Origin of the sequence: Synechococcus sp. BDU 130192 (genome assembly GCF_963876085.1) — a bacterium.
GTDB lineage: Bacteria > Cyanobacteriota > Cyanobacteriia > Cyanobacteriales > MRBY01 > MRBY01.
The window spans coordinates 1-17,839 of record NZ_CAWNNO010000003.1 but is presented as its reverse complement, the minus strand read 5'-3'; the positions used below and the strand labels follow the sequence as shown (position 1 = coordinate 17,839).

Annotated in this window: 17 protein-coding genes; 5 read left to right on the top strand and 12 right to left on the bottom strand. The window is 47.0% G+C overall.

Features of this window, described 5'->3' with window-relative positions; all coding sequences use genetic code 11:
• Positions 1-122: 122 nt before the first annotated feature.
• Positions 123-1,388, bottom strand: coding sequence for an FAD/NAD(P)-binding protein (locus tag AACT35_RS01310; protein ID WP_254047969.1), 1,266 nt, complete (start codon positions 1,386-1,388; stop codon positions 123-125).
• Between the two features lie 101 nt (positions 1,389-1,489).
• Between AACT35_RS01310 and AACT35_RS01305 the strand changes: the two genes are divergently transcribed.
• From AACT35_RS01305 to AACT35_RS01295, 3 genes are all read left to right on the top strand, one after another.
• Complete coding sequence (locus tag AACT35_RS01305) at positions 1,490-2,299, top strand: GTP-binding protein (protein WP_216820513.1); 810 nt, start codon at positions 1,490-1,492, stop codon at positions 2,297-2,299.
• Positions 2,300-2,366: 67 nt separating this feature from the next.
• Entirely contained in the window at positions 2,367-3,185 is an 819-nt protein-coding gene (locus AACT35_RS01300; protein ID WP_099238274.1) for a metallophosphoesterase family protein, read from the top strand.
• A gap of 2 nt (positions 3,186-3,187) precedes the next feature.
• On the top strand, positions 3,188-3,928 hold the full coding sequence (locus AACT35_RS01295; protein ID WP_099238272.1) for a metallophosphatase: 741 nt from the start codon (positions 3,188-3,190) through the stop codon (positions 3,926-3,928).
• 94 nt (positions 3,929-4,022) lie between these two features.
• On the opposite strand, the gene folE is transcribed toward AACT35_RS01295, so the two are convergent.
• Together folE and hemB are read right to left on the bottom strand one after the other, a co-directional pair.
• Complete coding sequence (gene folE, locus AACT35_RS01290) at positions 4,023-4,661, bottom strand: GTP cyclohydrolase I FolE (protein WP_099238270.1); 639 nt, start codon at positions 4,659-4,661, stop codon at positions 4,023-4,025.
• Between the two features lie 121 nt (positions 4,662-4,782).
• Entirely contained in the window at positions 4,783-5,868 is a 1,086-nt protein-coding gene (hemB, locus tag AACT35_RS01285; RefSeq protein WP_254047961.1) for a porphobilinogen synthase, read from the bottom strand.
• A gap of 688 nt (positions 5,869-6,556) precedes the next feature.
• Here hemB and AACT35_RS01280 point away from each other — a divergent pair.
• Entirely contained in the window at positions 6,557-7,183 is a 627-nt protein-coding gene (locus AACT35_RS01280) for a DUF4360 domain-containing protein (RefSeq protein ID WP_012305603.1), read from the top strand.
• A gap of 370 nt (positions 7,184-7,553) precedes the next feature.
• Here AACT35_RS01280 and AACT35_RS01275 read toward each other — a convergent pair whose 3' ends face one another.
• The 3 genes from AACT35_RS01275 to AACT35_RS01265 all read right to left on the bottom strand — a co-directional run bounded on the left by AACT35_RS01275 (position 7,554) and on the right by AACT35_RS01265 (position 11,142).
• Positions 7,554-7,829, bottom strand: a complete 276-nt coding sequence (locus AACT35_RS01275) for a hypothetical protein (RefSeq protein WP_099238268.1) — start codon at positions 7,827-7,829, stop codon at positions 7,554-7,556.
• A gap of 421 nt (positions 7,830-8,250) precedes the next feature.
• Positions 8,251-8,826 carry a DUF4126 domain-containing protein gene (locus AACT35_RS01270; RefSeq protein WP_012305601.1) on the bottom strand — a complete coding sequence of 192 codons (576 nt, stop codon included), beginning with the start codon at positions 8,824-8,826 and terminating at the stop codon, positions 8,251-8,253.
• A 117-nt stretch (positions 8,827-8,943) separates the two neighbouring features.
• Entirely contained in the window at positions 8,944-11,142 is a 2,199-nt protein-coding gene (locus AACT35_RS01265; RefSeq protein ID WP_065711873.1) for an amino acid permease, read from the bottom strand.
• Between the two features lie 415 nt (positions 11,143-11,557).
• On the opposite strand from AACT35_RS01265, the gene AACT35_RS01260 reads away from it, so the two are divergent.
• On the top strand, positions 11,558-12,181 hold the full coding sequence (locus AACT35_RS01260) for a hypothetical protein (protein WP_099238266.1): 624 nt from the start codon (positions 11,558-11,560) through the stop codon (positions 12,179-12,181).
• 44 nt (positions 12,182-12,225) lie between these two features.
• Here AACT35_RS01260 and AACT35_RS01255 read toward each other — a convergent pair whose 3' ends face one another.
• The 6 genes from AACT35_RS01255 to AACT35_RS01230 all read right to left on the bottom strand — a co-directional run.
• Entirely contained in the window at positions 12,226-13,086 is an 861-nt protein-coding gene (locus AACT35_RS01255) for an NAD(P)H-binding protein (RefSeq protein WP_099238264.1), read from the bottom strand.
• A 108-nt stretch (positions 13,087-13,194) separates the two neighbouring features.
• Positions 13,195-14,208, bottom strand: a complete 1,014-nt coding sequence (locus AACT35_RS01250; protein WP_099238262.1) for an AraC family transcriptional regulator — start codon at positions 14,206-14,208, stop codon at positions 13,195-13,197.
• A gap of 17 nt (positions 14,209-14,225) precedes the next feature.
• Entirely contained in the window at positions 14,226-14,957 is a 732-nt protein-coding gene (locus AACT35_RS01245; RefSeq protein WP_099238260.1) for a DUF4386 domain-containing protein, read from the bottom strand.
• 266 nt (positions 14,958-15,223) lie between these two features.
• The gene (locus AACT35_RS01240) at positions 15,224-15,673 is read right to left on the bottom strand and encodes a GFA family protein (protein WP_099238258.1); all 450 of its coding nucleotides are present in this window, start codon (positions 15,671-15,673) and stop codon (positions 15,224-15,226) included.
• A gap of 175 nt (positions 15,674-15,848) precedes the next feature.
• Positions 15,849-16,637, bottom strand: a complete 789-nt coding sequence (locus AACT35_RS01235) for a zinc ribbon domain-containing protein (RefSeq protein WP_099238256.1) — start codon at positions 16,635-16,637, stop codon at positions 15,849-15,851.
• The coding region (locus AACT35_RS01230) for a hypothetical protein (protein WP_445267892.1) at positions 16,631-17,839 on the bottom strand (1,209 nt) is incomplete at its 5' end. The genes AACT35_RS01230 and AACT35_RS01235, both read right to left, overlap by 7 nt.

Here is a 17,839-nt window from a genome sequence, read left to right as displayed (position 1 = left end):
AAAAACTCCAGCAGGCTAGGTGGGTAACTTGTACTTTTGAAGTAATGATCCCACCGCGATCGCCTTTTATGTCTCTAAACTTAGAGCAAACTCTCAAAAACTCTTCATTCACACCTACATTGCTAGGCGCTAACTCCAGAGCAGGTATTCGCTTGGTAAATGCGTTGCAGACTTGACTTGGTTAGGGCAGGGACAAGGCGATCGCAAGCCAGACGCGCCCCGGAGATATTGCGGGCGGTGGGGCCAAGTTGCAGGGCGGCTAATCCTCCCATGAGGAATAGATCACAGCCTTGCCAGCGTAAATATTCATCCAAAATAGGGAGACCGTTCAAGATTGGTTGGGGATAGCGATCCATCACCTTCGTGAGTAGGGGTTCGGCCATGACATCAAAGCGACTCCCCGTTGCTAACCAGAGGCGATCGCCCTGGAGAATTTCCCCATTGTCACAGTGCAACTGCCAGTGATTCCCTTGCCAATGGGCGGCTTGGATTTGGCAATTGGGCTTGAGGGTAACTTTGTCCTGGCGTTCGGCGCGGCGGAGCTGGGTCATCACCGCTGGCGTAAGGGAACCGCCATTACGGGCTTCCAGAATCATTTGGTGGCGTTTTTGCCAATCGGTTTCAGCGGCAAATCCCTTGAGATATTTCGGCCCTAACCAACCTGCATCGGCATCAAAAAGTTTCTCCTGGAAAGGGCGACGGGCAACGATCGTAACCTGGGCTTGGCGGGCGATCGCCCCCAATGCGAGATGACCTGTGGAGAGACCACCACCAACAATGACAATTTTTTCACCCTGAAGATGTAACTTCCGTAAATCAACGCGATCACTGTGGCAAAGACGATCAGATGGATAGCTAGCTTCGATCTGTTCCAGCCAATCTGGTAGCTGTCGTTGGGTTTGGTTCGTCGCTAGAACGACCCGCTTGGCTTGCCACTGTTGGCCGTTATCGAGGGTTAAACAAAATTTGCGTTGACCTCTCTGGGGAGGGATTAACTCTGTAACTGCTGCGGCGATTAGTCGTTTGTCTAACTGAAATTCGGCGATCGCCTCTCGGCAAAAATCTTCAAAAAGTTGGGTGCTGGGTAAATCATAGGGCGGAAAAAGTTCATGGGGGCGTCCCTCAGCAAACCTGCGCAAGGCAAAGGGATCTGGGTGGGGATGATGTACCGCCGGCGATCGCAAATGGGGAATTCCTTGGGCCGCAAACTGGTGAGACCAGCGGGCCAACCAACAACCATGGGGATCAAAAACAACAATTCGCTTACGCCACTGGGGACGTTTTTTTAAAAGATGAAGCACCAAGGTCAGGGCCTGGACGCCTGCGCCAATAATTGCAATGTCACACTGCTGCATCGCCTTGACGGAAATTCTTGGGGGGATAGACATTTTCACGACTTTAAATAAAAATGATAATTATTATCAAAATATTGATAATAACAAATCACTGAACCAAGCGCTGGCTTGTCCGCTAGCAGGAAGAAAACATAATGATCGATTGGACAACAACAGCTATCGTGGCGATCGCCGGTCTGGCGGGCTCCGGAAAAACCCAATGGCTGCGGCAGCAATTCCAGGGGAAAACGGTGCCTGTTACCTATTTCGCACCGCGGACGGTGGACTGTGCCATTGATCGCCATTGTCTCGCCCTTGAATTTCCCCATTGGCAGTTTTTAGAAGAAGGGCAGGAAATTGAACTGATCCGCGCTGTAGAACAGGGGGCGATCGCCATCTTAGAGCTTGGTTTTTATGTGGCCTTAGCGTCTGGGGAAGAATTGCTAAAAGCATTGGAAGAGGCTGGTTTTCCCTGTCAGCGATTGGCCTTTGTCTCCGAGCAGATCGCCAGTTCCCCTTGGCATGATTGGGCCGATCAATTGATTGAAGTACCCCTACCGCTGCCGACGAATGAAATTCAGGTGTGGCGATCGCCCCTGAGGGGTCAGGTCTTTGATCCGGCGAGCCTCAATATTTTTTGGGATGAACTCACCGCCGGGGCCTATGGCCAGATCCAGCGGGCCAAGGGCATTGTCGAAATCATTGATGGCAGAGCTTTTTATCTCGACTATGTGGCAGGGATGGCAGATAGTCTTTATCGCGAGCTTCCCTGTGAGCTTTGGCTGGAAGGTAGACCCGAACGCTTTAGTGGCCTAGAAGTGATCGGCACTCAACTCGATGGGCGACAAATGGCTGCTACCATCCCAGATTGCTGTCTCAATGATGAATTACTGGCTTATTACCAAGGGCAAATACGGCGACAACGGCAGCAACCTGACTCAAAACAACAGTATGCCTATACCTAAAATTAAACGCCTAATTTATTTAGCCTGCTAAAACGTCTAACAAAATTAATAAAACCTTCTCAAAATCATGAAAATTGCCGTTATTTCCTGTATTCACGGGAATTATGAAGCCCTGACTACGGTGCTCAAGGACATTGATGCCCAAAATGTAGACCAGATTTATTGTTTAGGGGATTTGGTCGGCTATGGCCCCTACCCCAATGAAGTGGTGACCCTCGTGCGATCGCTGGATATTCCCACTGTCCAAGGCTGCTGGGATGAAGATATTGTCGATGGCTTAAATGCCTGCGAATGCAGTTATCCATCATTGCTCGCAGAAAAACGGGGTAAAGTTGCCCACCAATGGACAGACCAAGAAATTCACCCCGAAACCCGCACCTATCTAGCCCAGTTACCAAAAGTACTCAAGCAGGATCAACTGGCTTTTACCCACGGCAGTCCCCAAAGTCAGCATGAATATTTACTGCCAGAACTAGATGGTTTCCTCGCCCTAGAGCGGGTTTTGAGTACGGGGGCAGATATTCTGTTTTGTGGCCATACCCATGTGCCCTATGTGCGCACCCTCGATCAGCATTCTCTGAAATTTTCTGTCCGCACCAATTCCGGGAAGGCGATCGCCCCAGAGCAGGAATTTACCGCCCCCGTTAAACGGATTGTTAATGCTGGGTCTGTCGGTGAGCCGCGCCATGGCCGCCCCAATGCAACTTATGTCATTTACGATGGCGATCAGGTGACATTACGGGAAGTGGAATATGACTATCACAAAACCTGTGGGGCGATTATCGAAAAAGGATTACCGCCGATTTTTGCCTGGCGCTTAGCTCAGGGGATGGAATTCGCCGAACGGGCCGACGATCCAAGCCACCTTTGCGAACGGGGAGTATAACGATGATGCAGTGGGCAATTTTAAGCGGTATCGAAGGGAATTTAGCGGCCTATGAAGCGGTACTCCAAGATATTCGGCGACAAACCCCCAAGGTCACAGAGCTATATATTCTAGGCGATCTAATTGACGGAACCTCGGCAGGTAATGCCGTTGTAGAGCGCATCCGTCACCCGAAACCAGGCGAACTGATCCCCCAGGTCTGTAAGGGCGCTTGGGAAGAACAATGTCTCATTGTGCGGGGTTTAGCGGCAGAACCCGAAGAAAATCCTTTTCTCGCAGAAAAAGGTGGTGCCATGCTCAAGCAACTGTGGGATCATGTTCCCTTAGAAACGGTGCAATGGTTTAGACAACTCCACTTCGGCTTTGCAGAATTAGACTGTCTTTTGCTCCATGCCAGTAGCCTGACGGTGTTTGAAGCCCTCACACCGGACATTTCTCCTTTGGTTTTATTAGATCGTCTGTCCCGCACGGGGAGTAATCGTCTTTTTTGCGGGCGATCGGGCCAAACCTTCCAATATCAGGTGAGCACCGGAAAATTGGCGGCTACAGTCACTACCCTTGACCAGACTGCGATCAGTCAGAACTATACTATTGGCGACTCTGTTGGTACTGCCGCCCGTTTGATTGTTGGTGTTGGCAGTGTGGGCCGAGTCCCCAAGCAAGCCACCTACACCCTCTACAATCCCAATACAGACCAAGTGACCTTTCGGACAGTGCGTTATGGTAGAGCGGGATTTGGTTGATTTTTTGCCCTCTAATAGCAAAATTTCCCCCTTAATTTCCTTATTTTGACGATTTAGGGGGATTTTTTTAGATTCTCAGGGGAATCAATATTTTCTAGTGGAACGAAGGACGATGGCGAATTAACTCCATGAATTCTTGGCGAGTGGCGTCATTGTCAGCAAATATGCCCTGCATTGAACTGGTTACTGTCCAAGAGCCTGGTTTCTCGACCCCACGCATCACCATGCACATGTGGGTTGCCTCAACCACAACAGCGACTCCCTGGGGTTGTAATAATCCATGAAGGGCATCGGCAATTTGTTGGGTTAAGCGTTCTTGTACTTGCAAACGCCGGGCATACATTTCACAAATACGGGCAATTTTAGAGAGGCCGATCACCTTACCATTTGGAATGTAGGCCACATGGGCGCGGCCTAAAATCGGCAAAATATGGTGTTCGCAAGAGCTAAACAGATCAATATCTCGCACTAAGACCATTTCATTGGTATTTTCATGGAACACGGCCCCATTGAGGAGTTCATCAAGGGATTGATGGTAGCCAGATGTCAAAAATTTAAGGGCTTTGACCAATCGTTTCGGCGTATCGCGTAACCCTTCACGATCTGGATCTTCGCCTAAGCCGAGTAATAAAGTGCGCACGGCTGCCTGCATTTCGGCTTCTGAAACTGGTGGTTTGATTTCAGTATTAATGGTTTGTTGGCGAATATCAGTCAAGGAAATGGGTAAATTCATGGGATCAAGTTTTATCAATTAGTGGTTTGTTGGTTGTCGGAGGGCGATCGCCCTGCAAGTTTTATGCGGCAACGCGCCGAAGGATGACTGACTGGTTTTAGATGTAGGGAAGATCAGCGAATTACATTTGCTGTAAAGCTATAGCCGCTTCCTTAGCGAAATAGGTCAAAATCAAGTCAGCCCCGGCCCGTTTCATGCTGGTCAAGGTTTCTAGCATGACGGTTTGTTCATCCAGCCAACCCCGTTTGGCCGCTGCTTTGACCATGGCATATTCCCCACTGACGTTGTAGGCGGCGACGGGTAAATTTGTCCGTTGTTTGATGCGATAGATAATATCCAAATAGGCTAAGGCCGGTTTAACCATCACGATGTCAGCCCCTTCGAGAATGTCTAATTCCACTTCTTTGAGGGCTTCTTGACCATTGGCCGGGTCCATTTGGTAGGTTTTTTTGTCACCAAACTGAGGGGCCGAATCCAAGGCATCTCGAAATGGCCCATAGTAAGCGGATGCATATTTAGCGGAATAGGCGAGAATCCCTACATTAATCCAGCCTGCGGCATCGAGGGCGCGGCGAATCGCTCCTACGCGACCATCCATCATGTCTGATGGTGCCACAAAATCAGCCCCTGCTTCTGCGTGCATGAGGGCTTGTTTGACCAGGACAGCGACTGTTTCGTCATTGAGGATTTCTCCGTCTTCGACAATACCGTCGTGACCTTCACTGCTATAAGGATCGAGGGCTACATCTGTGATAACGACCATATTGGGCAGGGCTTCTTTAACCGCCCGTATAGCCCTGGGAATTAACCCGGCAGGATTATAGCTTTCGGTACCCGCATTGTCTTTTTGGTAATCAGGGATCAGCGGAAAAAGGGCGATCGCCCCAATGCCGAGGTCATAAGCTGTTGCCACTTCAGCTAATAGCAAATCCAAAGAATAACGAAAACAGCCAGGCATCGAAGGGATTTCCGCTTTTTGTCCTTCACCCTCCATGACAAATAGAGGATAAATAAAATCATTCACCGTCAAAGCCGTTTCACGCACCATGCGGCGTAAAGCAGTAGTCCGTCGTAGTCGCCGGGGCCGATATATTGCTACTTCAGCAGGAGTCGTAGCATCAGTGGTTTTAGCAGGGGTTGTGGCTTTAGTAGAAATATTTACAACAGTGGCTAAAGGAGACTCTGGGCGAGGTGGGGGTATCGACATAATAAAAAATGATAATCATTCTCGAATATTCTACACTACGGTTCAAGCATTTGGATGTCGACTTATTTTGTGGAGAGTTATTCACTCTTCTTAGGGTTGGTTTGGAATAATGCTGGCAAAGCCCCCCTTGCTCCCCCAGGCTAGGAAAATCTCCTAAATGCTAAGTCAATGCAGTCTCGTCCCCCACATGAAGAGATTTAGGGTAGTGACTCAATAGTATTTGATGCTGTTTAGGTATCCTCTCAGATTCAATGGATATATTCCTTCCGAATTAGTGCTATTCCTAGAGCTTGCTGAAATATTGGCCAATTAATTAAAACTCAGGTATCAGGAGATTCTTAATTGGCTTATTAATATCTCTGAAAAAAAGAGAGGTATATAGTTGGGATTTAGATGCAAAAAAATATTAATTTTGAGCGATTCTGAAAACAGCGTCTGGATCGACTAAAAATCTTGAATTTTGTTCCCGTAAAATAAATCCAAAAATTGGAAACAATTGATAACCAATCTAGTCAAATACCCTAACACAATCTGCAATACCTCTTCAAAAAAGAAAGCATTAATACACCATCACCAGTTAATAAATAGCTGCGTCAAATCTTTTGGCGAACTTTTGACTTTCTTGAAATCTAGAACTTTAAATCTAGAAAAACGAATTGGAAACTGCATCATTAATGAGGTAATTGAAATGAAGTTAGAACACGCTTTTTTAGGTCTATTGGCTGCTTCGGGTATAGTCACTGCGAATGTTCAAGCCGTCAAGGCAGAAGAAGGGTTTGCCTTTAAACGTGTACCAGTCATTGTAAATGGTAGTGGCTGTCCTCCTGGCAGTGCTTTTGGGATTGTGAATGGGAATTCGGTTTCAATTATTTTTAGTGAAATGTATACCGAAGCGGCCCGACGGGAATTTAAACGGGCTTCTTGCAACATTCGTATGAAGCTCGATGTTCCTAGCGGTTACACAGTACAACCAGTGAATCTCCGCTATTTAGGTTATGCCAATATTCCTAATGTATCAGGGGCACGTAGTACGTTGAATACCTTTGCGAGTTTCGGTGCAAGTGGCGGGTGGGTTGACCGTAGCAACTTTGGCCCAGGCTTTCAAAGCGATTTTGAACGTAATGTCGATATTGCCCTTTCAGCGGTTAATGCTTGCACTCGACCGGTTACAACAAACTTTGGTATTAACACTAACATTAGTGCTTGGGGACCCCGTTCCGGTGATGAAGTTACTTCTATGGGCATTGATACGGTGGATGTGACTTTAGAGGATGTCATTTACCGTATTGAGTTTGGCTTTATTCCTTGTTCTTAAGTAACATCTGGCTTTTGTTGTGCTAGTGCTTTTTGCTTACGCAATTAGGTGAAACCTAAAAGGTAATGATGGGTTTGTTGCGGTCTCTATCTCAATACACCATCAAAAATGTGGACATAGCCACTTAGTTTTCTCCAGGTGTGTATTTAATCACATTGAACTGCTGTGGAATTTTATCCATCACTAAAATTCATCATTACCCCTTTAGTACTACCCAAATGTTCTCTACCCCGCGATGGTAGATTTCATTGAGCACTGATAACCAGAATTTGGCTCCCTCGCCCCCGGTAGCATTGCCTCAGAACCTCTGCGAATCTTCTACTCTGATCTTGCTACCGTTTCCTCACTTCTTTCAATGGATAAAGTCGAGCTAAGAGAACTGTGTCGTTGAAATGACCCAGCCATAGGTTACAACTGCCAACAGGATTAACCCGTAAACAAATTCCTTTTGCTGACTAAACCACCCCTGCAGCATATTCTTGAAATTGTGTAGGCTGCGGCGTCGCTCATTTCCTAATTCTCGTATTAGTCTGGTCACCTCTGCATTAACTTCTTGTAATGAAATTTCACCCTGTTGATACCTTGCTTCCAGGGCGTCTAGCTTGCGCCAGTATTCTTGGGTTGCATTGAGGAGGTTAGGAAACATGAGTACGTAAACCAGTAGCTATCAGTAAAGGCGATCGCCGTGAATATTGAGTAAGTTTTAGTCTTCGCGGCGAAGATTGTTATCCTCGATTTTTTATGGGGCACTGACGCTATCACCTTGATTGTATTGTAACGTAATGTTAATTTTCTTGCGCTATGACTTGACAATCTGGCAAGTATACAAATTTCGCAAGCATAAATAAAAAGAAAACACGAAGAGACCGCCAAACCTACAATAAATAGTTGCTCCTGCCAAAACAGGCTCCGTAAGGATTCACTGCAACCTTTTCAAAGACTGGGCCTTGATGACCAATGGCAGTCAGGTCATTTAACAGCTTGGGCACATTATCAGAAATATTGTCTGGTCAAAAATTGCAAGATTGTTTTCCTCAGCAATCTCATAATCAATTGCTCTGAGATCACTAAGATCTAGATTTTCGAACAAAAACACGAAATAGTCGCTGTAGCGCAACTCCCAGAACCCCAACAACAATTGCTATTGCCAGGAACGGCACAAATAGTGCCAGTAAAGATAAAACTCCAGCACTAAGAGCCTCGACCGTTGACACCACTGGATTAGCAATGCCGCCAGTAGCCGTAGTTGAAGCGCCTCGCGTTACCGCCGTAAAAGTTTCAATGGTACCGGCAGTACTTCCACCTGCAAGAATTGCTAAAGTCCATTGGAGTAACGGTTCCAGTTCAGTTAGCTGCCCCAGGCTGGCAGAAGTTAAAAGAGTACCAACAGCGATCGCCAAAGGAATCTCAATCCCATCTAATAAATTGTCAACAACAGGAATGTAGTAAGCAAGTATTTCAACGATCGTCGCTATTCCAAAAGCAAAAAAGGCTGGGTAAGTTCCCAACCAGACAAAATCTTCACCGAGGGATAGATCGCCGAAGATCGCCATCCCACTGAGTATTAGCGGGGGAATGAAAATACGAAAGCCAGCAGCAGCACTGAGAGTAACGCCAATACAAAGAGCTAAAATAATATCCATGGGTAGCGAGAGCTGCGGAACACCCTTATTGTGAACGACCTAATGCCCATTACAGAGTCATGAAGTGCAGATTTTTTGATACAGCAGGATTTGAAGTTGGATCGAAAAAAATAAGTACTACTTTTTTAGGACTTCAGCAAAGGCGAAGCTTGGTGCAGCAAGAACCAACATTGTAGATGGTAGATCATGGATTCTCTCTTCAATGGAGGCATAGTAATCACAAAAATTCTCGTTCGGTTCTGCGATACCGAGGATGACTTGATCTGCATTACGCGAAGACTCAGACAAAATCTCATCAAATGATCGACCTTCTGCCACCAAGATACAAATCTCTGCATCAATGCGAAGCGTTTGCACCAGGACATTAATATTTTGTTTGGCAGTTGCTGCGGCTGATTGATCCGGCACCACTAGCTTCAAATAAATTTGAGCGCTACGCCATTCCATACTATCCCGTAGTAGCTCTGCCAAGATCATCATGAGTGCACCATTAGCGTGCAAACCTCCCCACCAAACATCAATTTGATGATGCTGCTTACTTTCGGGCTGAGATTTCTCTCGATAGATAATCACATTACGCTCAGCGCGATGCAGTGCATGGATAAGCTGACAATAGCTACTGCGATTTTCGGGGGTTTCATTATTACCAAGGAGGACTGTATCAGGCACGATGGGGCCAAGGCCATAAATTTCAACAAGCCGCTCAACGCCCACAAATGGATCTTGGGCGGTCAAGACCCTGACCAATGCCTGTATATTTCGCTCTTGCAGATAATCATTAATGCTCTTTTCCATTTGCTGCTGTTGGCGGATACTGCGAGAATCCATCGGCAAAATACTTGCAATGGTAAACAGGCCCCGATTGCGATTTAATCCATCTGCTAATTCGATTAATCCCCAACGCCGCGTTGGTGCACCGGAAAGGACTAACATATGGGGCCGCCATGTTCTCGGATCGGGGTGATGACCCAGTTGAAATAAGCTTGTTCTCAACAGCATCATCCAAATACCGCGGCGGGCATCTCCCCAAGTACTCTTTAACTCCCGTCGCTGAATCCACAAAAAGATCATCGCAACAATTAACCCAGCAACGATGGTCGCCACTGGATTAATTAAAAACATAACCGCTAAACATCCGAGAGCCCCAAGCAATGAGAAAGACCAATGTACTGCAAATAAAGGGCGAAAAGAGGGACTATCAAGAAATCCTTCAACGCCAGCGGCAATGTTGAGTACTAGGTAGGTTGTGAGAAAAAACATACTCAGCACTGGTGCGATTAAGTTTAAATCACCCACCATGACCGCTACTGTGACGATCCCTAAGGTGATCGCCGTGCCGATGCGTGGTTCGTTATTAGGACCACTGCCTTTGCCTAGGAAGCTTAGCCATCGCGGTAAGACGCGGTCCCTTGCCAAGGCTTGCAAAATCCGGGGGGCACCTAAAATGCTACCGATAGCACTCGATAATGTCGCTCCCCAAATGCCTAACAGAATTGATGGCCCCCAAAAGGCGATCTGCTGCATAATTAGGGGATTTTCAACTAACGTACTGGCATCGGCTCGAGTGGCAAGAAAAAAAGGCAGAGCCATATAGATCAAGTAACCAACGCCGACAGCTGCCAATGTACCTGTAGGAATTGCCTTTGTCGGTTCTTTAAGATCGCCGGACATATTAACCCCGGCCATAATTCCGGTCACGGCTGGGAAAAAGACGGCAAAAACTGTCCAGAAAGATTCGCCACTATCCGTACCCCAGGGTTCTAGCTGAGTTGCTTCTAGTGGTGAACCGAAAGCTAGGGAAACAAGCGATAAGGCGATGATCGCCATGATGAAGTACTGGGCTTTGATGGCAATTTCGGCTGAGGTAATTGCTAATACTGCCACAAGAATGGTGACAATTAGGGCAATGTAAGTCTGGTTGAAGCGGCCAAAGGCATTGACAACGCTTTCGGCAAATCCAATGGTATAGAGTGCAACTGACAAAGCCTGGGCAAAGTAGAGGGGAATCCCTACGGCTCCTCCGGTCTCGATGCCTAGGGAGCGGCTAATCATAAAATAAGCGCCACCAGTTCGCACGACCCGATCAGTGGCGATCGCACAAATTGATAATGTCGTCAGAAAGGTAATGCTCACAGCCATCGTGACAATCAGCCATGTGCCAAAAAGGCCGACATTGCCAACCACCCAACCAAAGCGGAGGTACATAATCACCCCCAAAATAGTCAGCAGCGAAGGGGTAAAGACCCCACCGAACATACCTAGCCCTGCTTTGTCTGCTGGCGTTGTAACAGCGGTAGAGCTAGTTTTTAAAGGCATTTTAAAAAAGTTGATGAGTGTTAGTAATGGTAAAAATATACTGACTTTCAGCAATCCAAAATATGGATGGGGCTAAACGGCATTGTCAACTTAAGCCGCTTGACAAACACAAGCTCTAAAAAGCTTTCTACATGGAAAGTCCAGCAAAAACAGGAGAAAGCATTTTAGGGAAGCTACCCATATCCTAAAGGATACTGTGAACAATAACTATTTTCCCCACCATGGCTTGAAGACTGGCCTACGTCAAGCTTGCTCCTAGCCCCATCAAAGCTCTTTCACGACCTCCAGACAATTTTTTCTAGCATTCTATGCATAGGTAATCAGCATCAAACTGCTTCTCTTTACAGAGGTTGATTGGGGAGCAACTTGTTACGGTAAAGAAACGACTATTAGCCTGTAAGTGATTTGGGAGTTTATGCCGACTAATCCCTTCGATTCCAAAGCCCGCCAAAAAGATCTTCACGATTTCATTGAAACTTTCACTGCTAATACAGGGCAAAATCTGGCGGCGATCGCCAACAATCCTATTTTTAAAACAATTCAGAAAATCTTTGGCTTTGGTTGGCTAGCAGCAATTGTCGGAGATGTGGATGTGGCAATGGTTCAGGCTGAGATTCAGCGGTTAAAACAGGCTTATCCCAACGAAAATTCAACCCAACTAACCCAGCGAGTTATCCAAGCAAAAAGTCTAGAAGCTGCCAAATTAGGGTTTGTGGCCAATCTTTTACCCCCTTTGGCCCTGGCATTATTTGGCTGGGAGTTGGCAAGTATGACAAGACTCCAGGCGGAGATGGTTTATCAAATTTCTGGCCTCCATGGGCTGAATCTCCAGGATCCCCGTCGCCGGGCAGAAATTCTGGCAATTTTTGGCTTGTCCCTCGGCGGCAATGGTCTCAAAACAGGCCTAAGTTTTCTCGAAATGATTCCCCTGGTGGGTACAGTGGTCGGGGTTTCGAGCAACAGCCTGATGATGTATTCCCTAGGGTTAGCGGCCGACCAGTTTTATCGGTTTAAACAGGACGCACAAAAATATTGGTAACAATTTCTAACTTCTGCGTCCTGCCTCAAACTTCTCGTGTTTTTCTACAGGGTTACTGGTTGCCATAGGCCAGTGGTAGCAATCTCGCTAGCATAATCAGCAAAATCCTTGGGTGAACGTCCTAAGGCACGCTGAATGCCATCGGTGAGATAGGCATTGCGGCCATCAAGCACAGTGTTAAAAAGATAGTCCAGCATCCAAACCACTTCTTTGGGGGCGCCAGATTCTTTGATACCAGCCACAAAAGCATCGTGGGGAACTGGCACATAGGTAATCTCACAGCCGCTGGCATTTGACAACTCAGCCGCAATATCAGCAAAGGTCATTAAGCGAGGGCCAGTGACTTCGTAAATTTCTCCGGTATGCCCCGTTTCTGTCAGGGCAGCGACAGCAACCTCGGCAATATCATCGACATCTACAAAAGGCTCAGAAATATCACCCGCTGGGAGAGTGATTTGTCCAGCCGTGACCATTTCGAGGAACGCACCCTCTGAGAAATTTTGATTAAACCAACTGGCTCGGATGATTGTCCAATCAAGACCACTCTCTTGCACAATCTGTTCACAGGCTTGGGCTTCGATTTCGCCTCGACCCGACAGGAGTACCAAGCGTTTAACACCATGACCTTTAGCGCGATCAACAAAAGCCTGAATAGCATCCGTCGCTCCCGGCATGGCTAGATCTGGCGCATAGTTGATGTAAACTGCTGCCACATTTTTAAGACAGGCATCCCAGCTAGTTTCATGGTGCCAATCGAAGGCTGGTGTGGCTGAGCGTGAACCGATCCGGGTCGGTATGCCCTTTGCTTCTAGCGCAGTAACAATCCGTCGTCCTGTCTTGCCGGTGCCACCAAGGACAAGGGTTAATCCGTTTGAATTATAAGCTTGATGTTGAATAGTGTTCATGGTTTGCTTCCCTTTGTTGGGTGAACTGTAAGCCCACTATAAAAAGTCCAACTAGGGAATTTCTTGACAGTTGCTGCCGAAATTTTGACTGAGTGCGCCAAGTTCGGCTTAATTTGGTTTGGTCTGGAAATTGAGACGGAAAGAACGTGGTGTCTGTCCAGCCCAGCGCTTAAAAGCTCGTGTAAAAGCACTTTGCTCAGAAAAGCCCGTCATGAAAGCGATTTCTGCTAGAGAATAATCAGTCTGATGTAAAAGCCGTTCTGCCAACTGACGCCGTGACTCATCCACCAGCGTTTGGTAGGAGTAACCTAGCTCTGAGAGTCGGCGCTGTAAGGTGCGTCCGCTTATGGTGAAGTGCTCGGCAACATCAGAGATCGTTGGCACACCTTCACTCAGGCATCGAGAAACGTAAATACGCACCTGGTGTTCGAGGGAATGGGGGTCTGCTAGTTTAGAGAGTTCAGTCTCAAGATGGGTATCAAAAAATTGGGAAATACTTTTGTCGCCAAGCTGGTTGGGGGTTCGCAACGACTCATTGGAAACTAATAATGCGTCTCGGTCTGCATCGAAGTGCATTGGACAGCCAAAATAGGCTTGATGTTCTCTGATGCGTTTAGGGGCTTGGTGCTTGAAGTAAACGGCTAGCGGTGTGAAGGGCTTGGTAGAGACTTGCCGGCTAATTGAGACAATACTGGCAATTGTCGCTTCATTGGAAAGTCGCATCCCCAGACGGCGATCGCCCATTCGGTGTAAGTGTATAAATGCGCCTTGGTCTACTCGCTCAACTGTATAGGTCGAAACGCTCGTCAGCACACGAGCATAACGTTCTGCCCGTTCATAGGAGCCGCCCAGATTTGTGGCTGACTTCCAGGCCAGGCCAAAAGCACCATAATCATCACAACGCATTGCTGTCCCCGCTCGCAGTGGCAAAGTTGTACCATTACTTTCGGCTATGGCAATCTTTTCTAGAAAGGAATAGTAATCCGTATCAGAAACCATCTGGGAGGGATCAGCGGCGCTATCTGGATCAATACCGAGCGATTTCAAGAGGTCATCTTTGTCGAGGGCATCTTCAACGACTCCGACAACTTTTCTAACGAACAATGAAGTAATCTGTCCCATTCAAAAAATATATTTTTTTATAGCAAACCAACACTTTCTGCTTTTTCTTGCCACTGTTCTGGATTCACTCCCTTAATCAGCAACCACAGACATAGGGAGAGTTCTGAAATAATCGTCACCAGATAAATCGGCGCGATAGCTTCGACGAAGTCCGGAAACAAAAACCGTGTATAACTCCCGATCAAATAAGTGACACCCGCAGCCATGACTAAGTATCCAAGCACCCTGGGCATATATAGCGACTTGGCAATTAAGTAACCGAGAACGAGACAATGAACCCCAAACAAAATCAGGCCGAGATCATACCCATAGCTATGAAGATCAAGAAATAGTGATGAAAGTGAATTGAGTTGAGCGATATCGAATGCCGCAGTATAATTTGAACCTTTCAAAAGAAGTATGGCTGCGTAATAGTTGAGGAGACTAAGGGCAATTACTGCTGTCTGGGTCACGCGGAAACATAGGGCAATCAGAGCAAGTATTTTATTAACTGGCCGCAGAAGTACGAACAGTAATACAGCCACGGCCACATCACTCAGGCACATGATTGAGTCGGCTAGAAATCCAACCCGGAAAAGCGGCTCTGCTGCCATGATGTTGCTGGCAGTTGTCGCTGCATCTCCTGGAGCAATAAGTGGCGATCGCACAAATATTTCGCTAAAAAGTCCGAGAACGATGATGATCAGATACAACACCCCTACTGCCCGCGCGTAGATTTGTGGCGACGTCTTAAATGTTTGGTCTGCCATGACATATTTCCTCTCCGTGGGCTTTACTTTTTGGTTTTTATGGTTGAACTAGAGGGTACGCCGCACCTGCCACACAACAAACCAGGCTTATCAGGATATTACCGCAGACTTTCGTGATGCAACATGGCGATCGCCTCATCGGTAAATCACTTCCTCGCTATCTTCTCAGAGATCTTTGTATCTAATATGTCTGACACTTTGAATATCGATTAAGTATGGTGGAATTTATGTGTTGCACTGTACATTTCTCAATTTTGTAGCCGCTGCTATTTGTTGGCGTATTCCTGGATTAACGCTGGGTATTCCTCTGGAAGTGGGAGCTTTTTAAAACTACGCTTTGCACCTGTCGTAGCCCACTCTAGCTTCTCATCCGTATAGGTTTCCATAAATGGCTTGTAGTTTTGAGGGTGATCTAGCATCGTGGAGCGGACATTGACAAAATCATCCAAACCTTCAGGCCGTGTAAATAGCCAACTCATGCAATATCCGCAAAAGTAATGACGCGTGTTCCCATGCAGTCCACCAATAACAGGTACACCAGAGGTGACTGAAAAGGTAGCGCTCGGAAATAATGCACTCAGGCTAAACGCACTTGCAGTCATTTTCTGACACCCCACACAATGACAAGCCATTGTAATCAATGGTTCTGACGTAACCTCAAATTTCACCTGTCCACAACGGCATTGACCTGTCACCTTACGAACTGCGGTATCCACAATAATTTTTCTCCAGATTTTCTTTACTTAAGAGTCGTCTAAAAAAATAGAGACTCCATCTTTAACAATACGACAGTACTTAAGAAGTAATAATGAATTGTAATGAATGATAGATGAGAGGATTTTTACCCTCTATCGTTAGGAGATGAGTCCCAGGGATGTGTAGAGACGAGAGTTAGTTTAAATTCAGACCGCAATGACTACAGAATTTTGCACCAGGGCGGGCTAGATGGCCACATTTCGGACAAGCTGAAGGATGCTCAATAGGTGCAGCAGCCACCGCAACAACGGCACCACAATGGGGACAAAAATGACTGTTTTGGGATAAAAGATGATGACATTGGGCACAGCGTCGATTCACGCTCGTCGGGGGAATGGGATGGTTAGGGGCGATCGCCGCTGGAACTTTTTGATCAACAGATTGAGTTTGCGTCATTGTCGCCAATTCCTCCAAGGGTAAGGGGCCATCCTCAACGGTGACATGACGACGCACAAGGCCACAGTTTGGGCATCGGGGCAGATCTTCAAACCAGCGGCTACGGCATTGGGGACATTGGGGCAGTTGTTCTGTGAGCGGGGGAAAGATCAGATCCCTTGAACCATCGGTATTTGTACGCCAATAACCCCGGTGCAGAAAATAATTTAACAAAGCTTTCCCTTGGTCGGGCCGCAGACTGAGTTCTACAGCGATCAAAAAAGCACCAATGGCCTGAAACTGATAATCCCGAATTAAAGTTGCAACACTATAGCCACCTGGTAAAGGCTTAAATAAGATGGCGGGTTGTTGCTGGGAAAAATCTGGAGGCGGTGAACCTGCTTTTACATAGGCCAAGAGATCCTGGGCTAAACCCGGTACCTGGGCCATGCGTTGGGTTGCATTCCAGAGTAACGACGTTGGTTGATAGCCTAAATTGGCGATCGCCGTTGCTAAGGGTAATAACGGATGTTCTTGTGGCGTTACCATACCTCTCGCCCCCAATCATCTTTAACTTTTAAAGCACCGGATTTAACAAGGTTATAAATTTGCTGCCGTTGCTGGGGATTTGCCTTACTGACAAAATCCATGAGCGTTTTCTCCCGTACCCAGGATTTTGGTGGTTGATTTTTTGGTGCCTGTTCTGCGCCTCCCTTCAGTTGATCCCAGACATCTTTAATGCTGGCTAACTCTTTCTTGTAGGCTTCTTTACTCAGGGCATTGCCCAAACGGTTACCAAAGGATTCAGCATCATTTTCGTTATATTGACCCGCATAAATCACTGGATCGGTGTCTGAGCCTGTATATTTTTGGGCATTCGTCGTCGCGGCGTGGCGGGCCGTGGGGTTTTCCATGGGGTTATTCGGATCCCATTGTTGAGCGTGCTTCACTTCGTGGCCGATGGTGGCGATCGCCTGTTGAGGATTTTTATACATGTATGAGTCAGTGTTAAACACAACTCGCCCTGTATTTGGATCGAAGTGGGCATGAACCATATTGCCATTAGCATCCTTTAGGCCAGAACCGAAATCGACCTGTACCGGCCCTACTCCCAATTTATGGCCACATAAATTCGCAATGTATTGTAGGGTTTGCTGTTTGTCCGCATCAGAAAGCTGGTTCCAGCCCGATCTTGTCAATGGGCGGATCTCAGAATCACCCGTTAACGCCTCAAGACTATCAATGATCAAAGCCGTATCAACAATACCTTCAACATATTGATCATGATCTGCGCTTGGAACTGGGGTACTAAAAATCGTCGCCCAGTCATCCCCAGAATCTCCCGTAATTTGAGAAATCGGAATGACAAATAGCGGATTATCTTTAAGGGTGACAAATTTTCCATCGGGCGTTACTTCCCAATCATTGGAATATACTTCCCGCGACCCAATCCATTGATTTACCCGTGGGTCAAAAGGTGCATCCGGATTTACAGGAACCCAACTATTAGGATTATAAAAAGGTGCATTTGGCATCCCAGGTTGCTTCGGTACGCCTGGCCCTTGGCCCGGTGAAGCTGGAAAATTCTGTCCAGGTGGGATGTTCACATTGCGAACGGGATCATTTCTCGTACCGCTTCCAGTAATGTTTTGTTGCCATGGTGGATTCTTCGCGTCGGGATAATCGCGGAAAGGATCTTCTTTTGTACCAGTGCCGTAGATGCCCTTTTGCCACGGTGGATTATTGGCATC

Coding starts and splice junctions, on each gene's coding strand:
- AACT35_RS01310 (WP_254047969.1), bottom strand. CDS start 1,388: ATGTCTATCCCCCCAAGAATTTCCGTCAAGGCGATGCAGCAGTGTGAC.
- AACT35_RS01305 (WP_216820513.1), top strand. CDS start 1,490: ATGATCGATTGGACAACAACAGCTATCGTGGCGATCGCCGGTCTGGCG.
- AACT35_RS01300 (WP_099238274.1), top strand. CDS start 2,367: ATGAAAATTGCCGTTATTTCCTGTATTCACGGGAATTATGAAGCCCTG.
- AACT35_RS01295 (WP_099238272.1), top strand. CDS start 3,188: ATGATGCAGTGGGCAATTTTAAGCGGTATCGAAGGGAATTTAGCGGCC.
- folE (WP_099238270.1), bottom strand. CDS start 4,661: ATGAATTTACCCATTTCCTTGACTGATATTCGCCAACAAACCATTAAT.
- hemB (WP_254047961.1), bottom strand. CDS start 5,868: ATGTCGATACCCCCACCTCGCCCAGAGTCTCCTTTAGCCACTGTTGTA.
- AACT35_RS01280 (WP_012305603.1), top strand. CDS start 6,557: ATGAAGTTAGAACACGCTTTTTTAGGTCTATTGGCTGCTTCGGGTATA.
- AACT35_RS01275 (WP_099238268.1), bottom strand. CDS start 7,829: ATGTTTCCTAACCTCCTCAATGCAACCCAAGAATACTGGCGCAAGCTA.
- AACT35_RS01270 (WP_012305601.1), bottom strand. CDS start 8,826: ATGGATATTATTTTAGCTCTTTGTATTGGCGTTACTCTCAGTGCTGCT.
- AACT35_RS01265 (WP_065711873.1), bottom strand. CDS start 11,142: ATGCCTTTAAAAACTAGCTCTACCGCTGTTACAACGCCAGCAGACAAA.
- AACT35_RS01260 (WP_099238266.1), top strand. CDS start 11,558: ATGCCGACTAATCCCTTCGATTCCAAAGCCCGCCAAAAAGATCTTCAC.
- AACT35_RS01255 (WP_099238264.1), bottom strand. CDS start 13,086: ATGAACACTATTCAACATCAAGCTTATAATTCAAACGGATTAACCCTT.
- AACT35_RS01250 (WP_099238262.1), bottom strand. CDS start 14,208: ATGGGACAGATTACTTCATTGTTCGTTAGAAAAGTTGTCGGAGTCGTT.
- AACT35_RS01245 (WP_099238260.1), bottom strand. CDS start 14,957: ATGGCAGACCAAACATTTAAGACGTCGCCACAAATCTACGCGCGGGCA.
- AACT35_RS01235 (WP_099238256.1), bottom strand. CDS start 16,637: ATGGTAACGCCACAAGAACATCCGTTATTACCCTTAGCAACGGCGATC.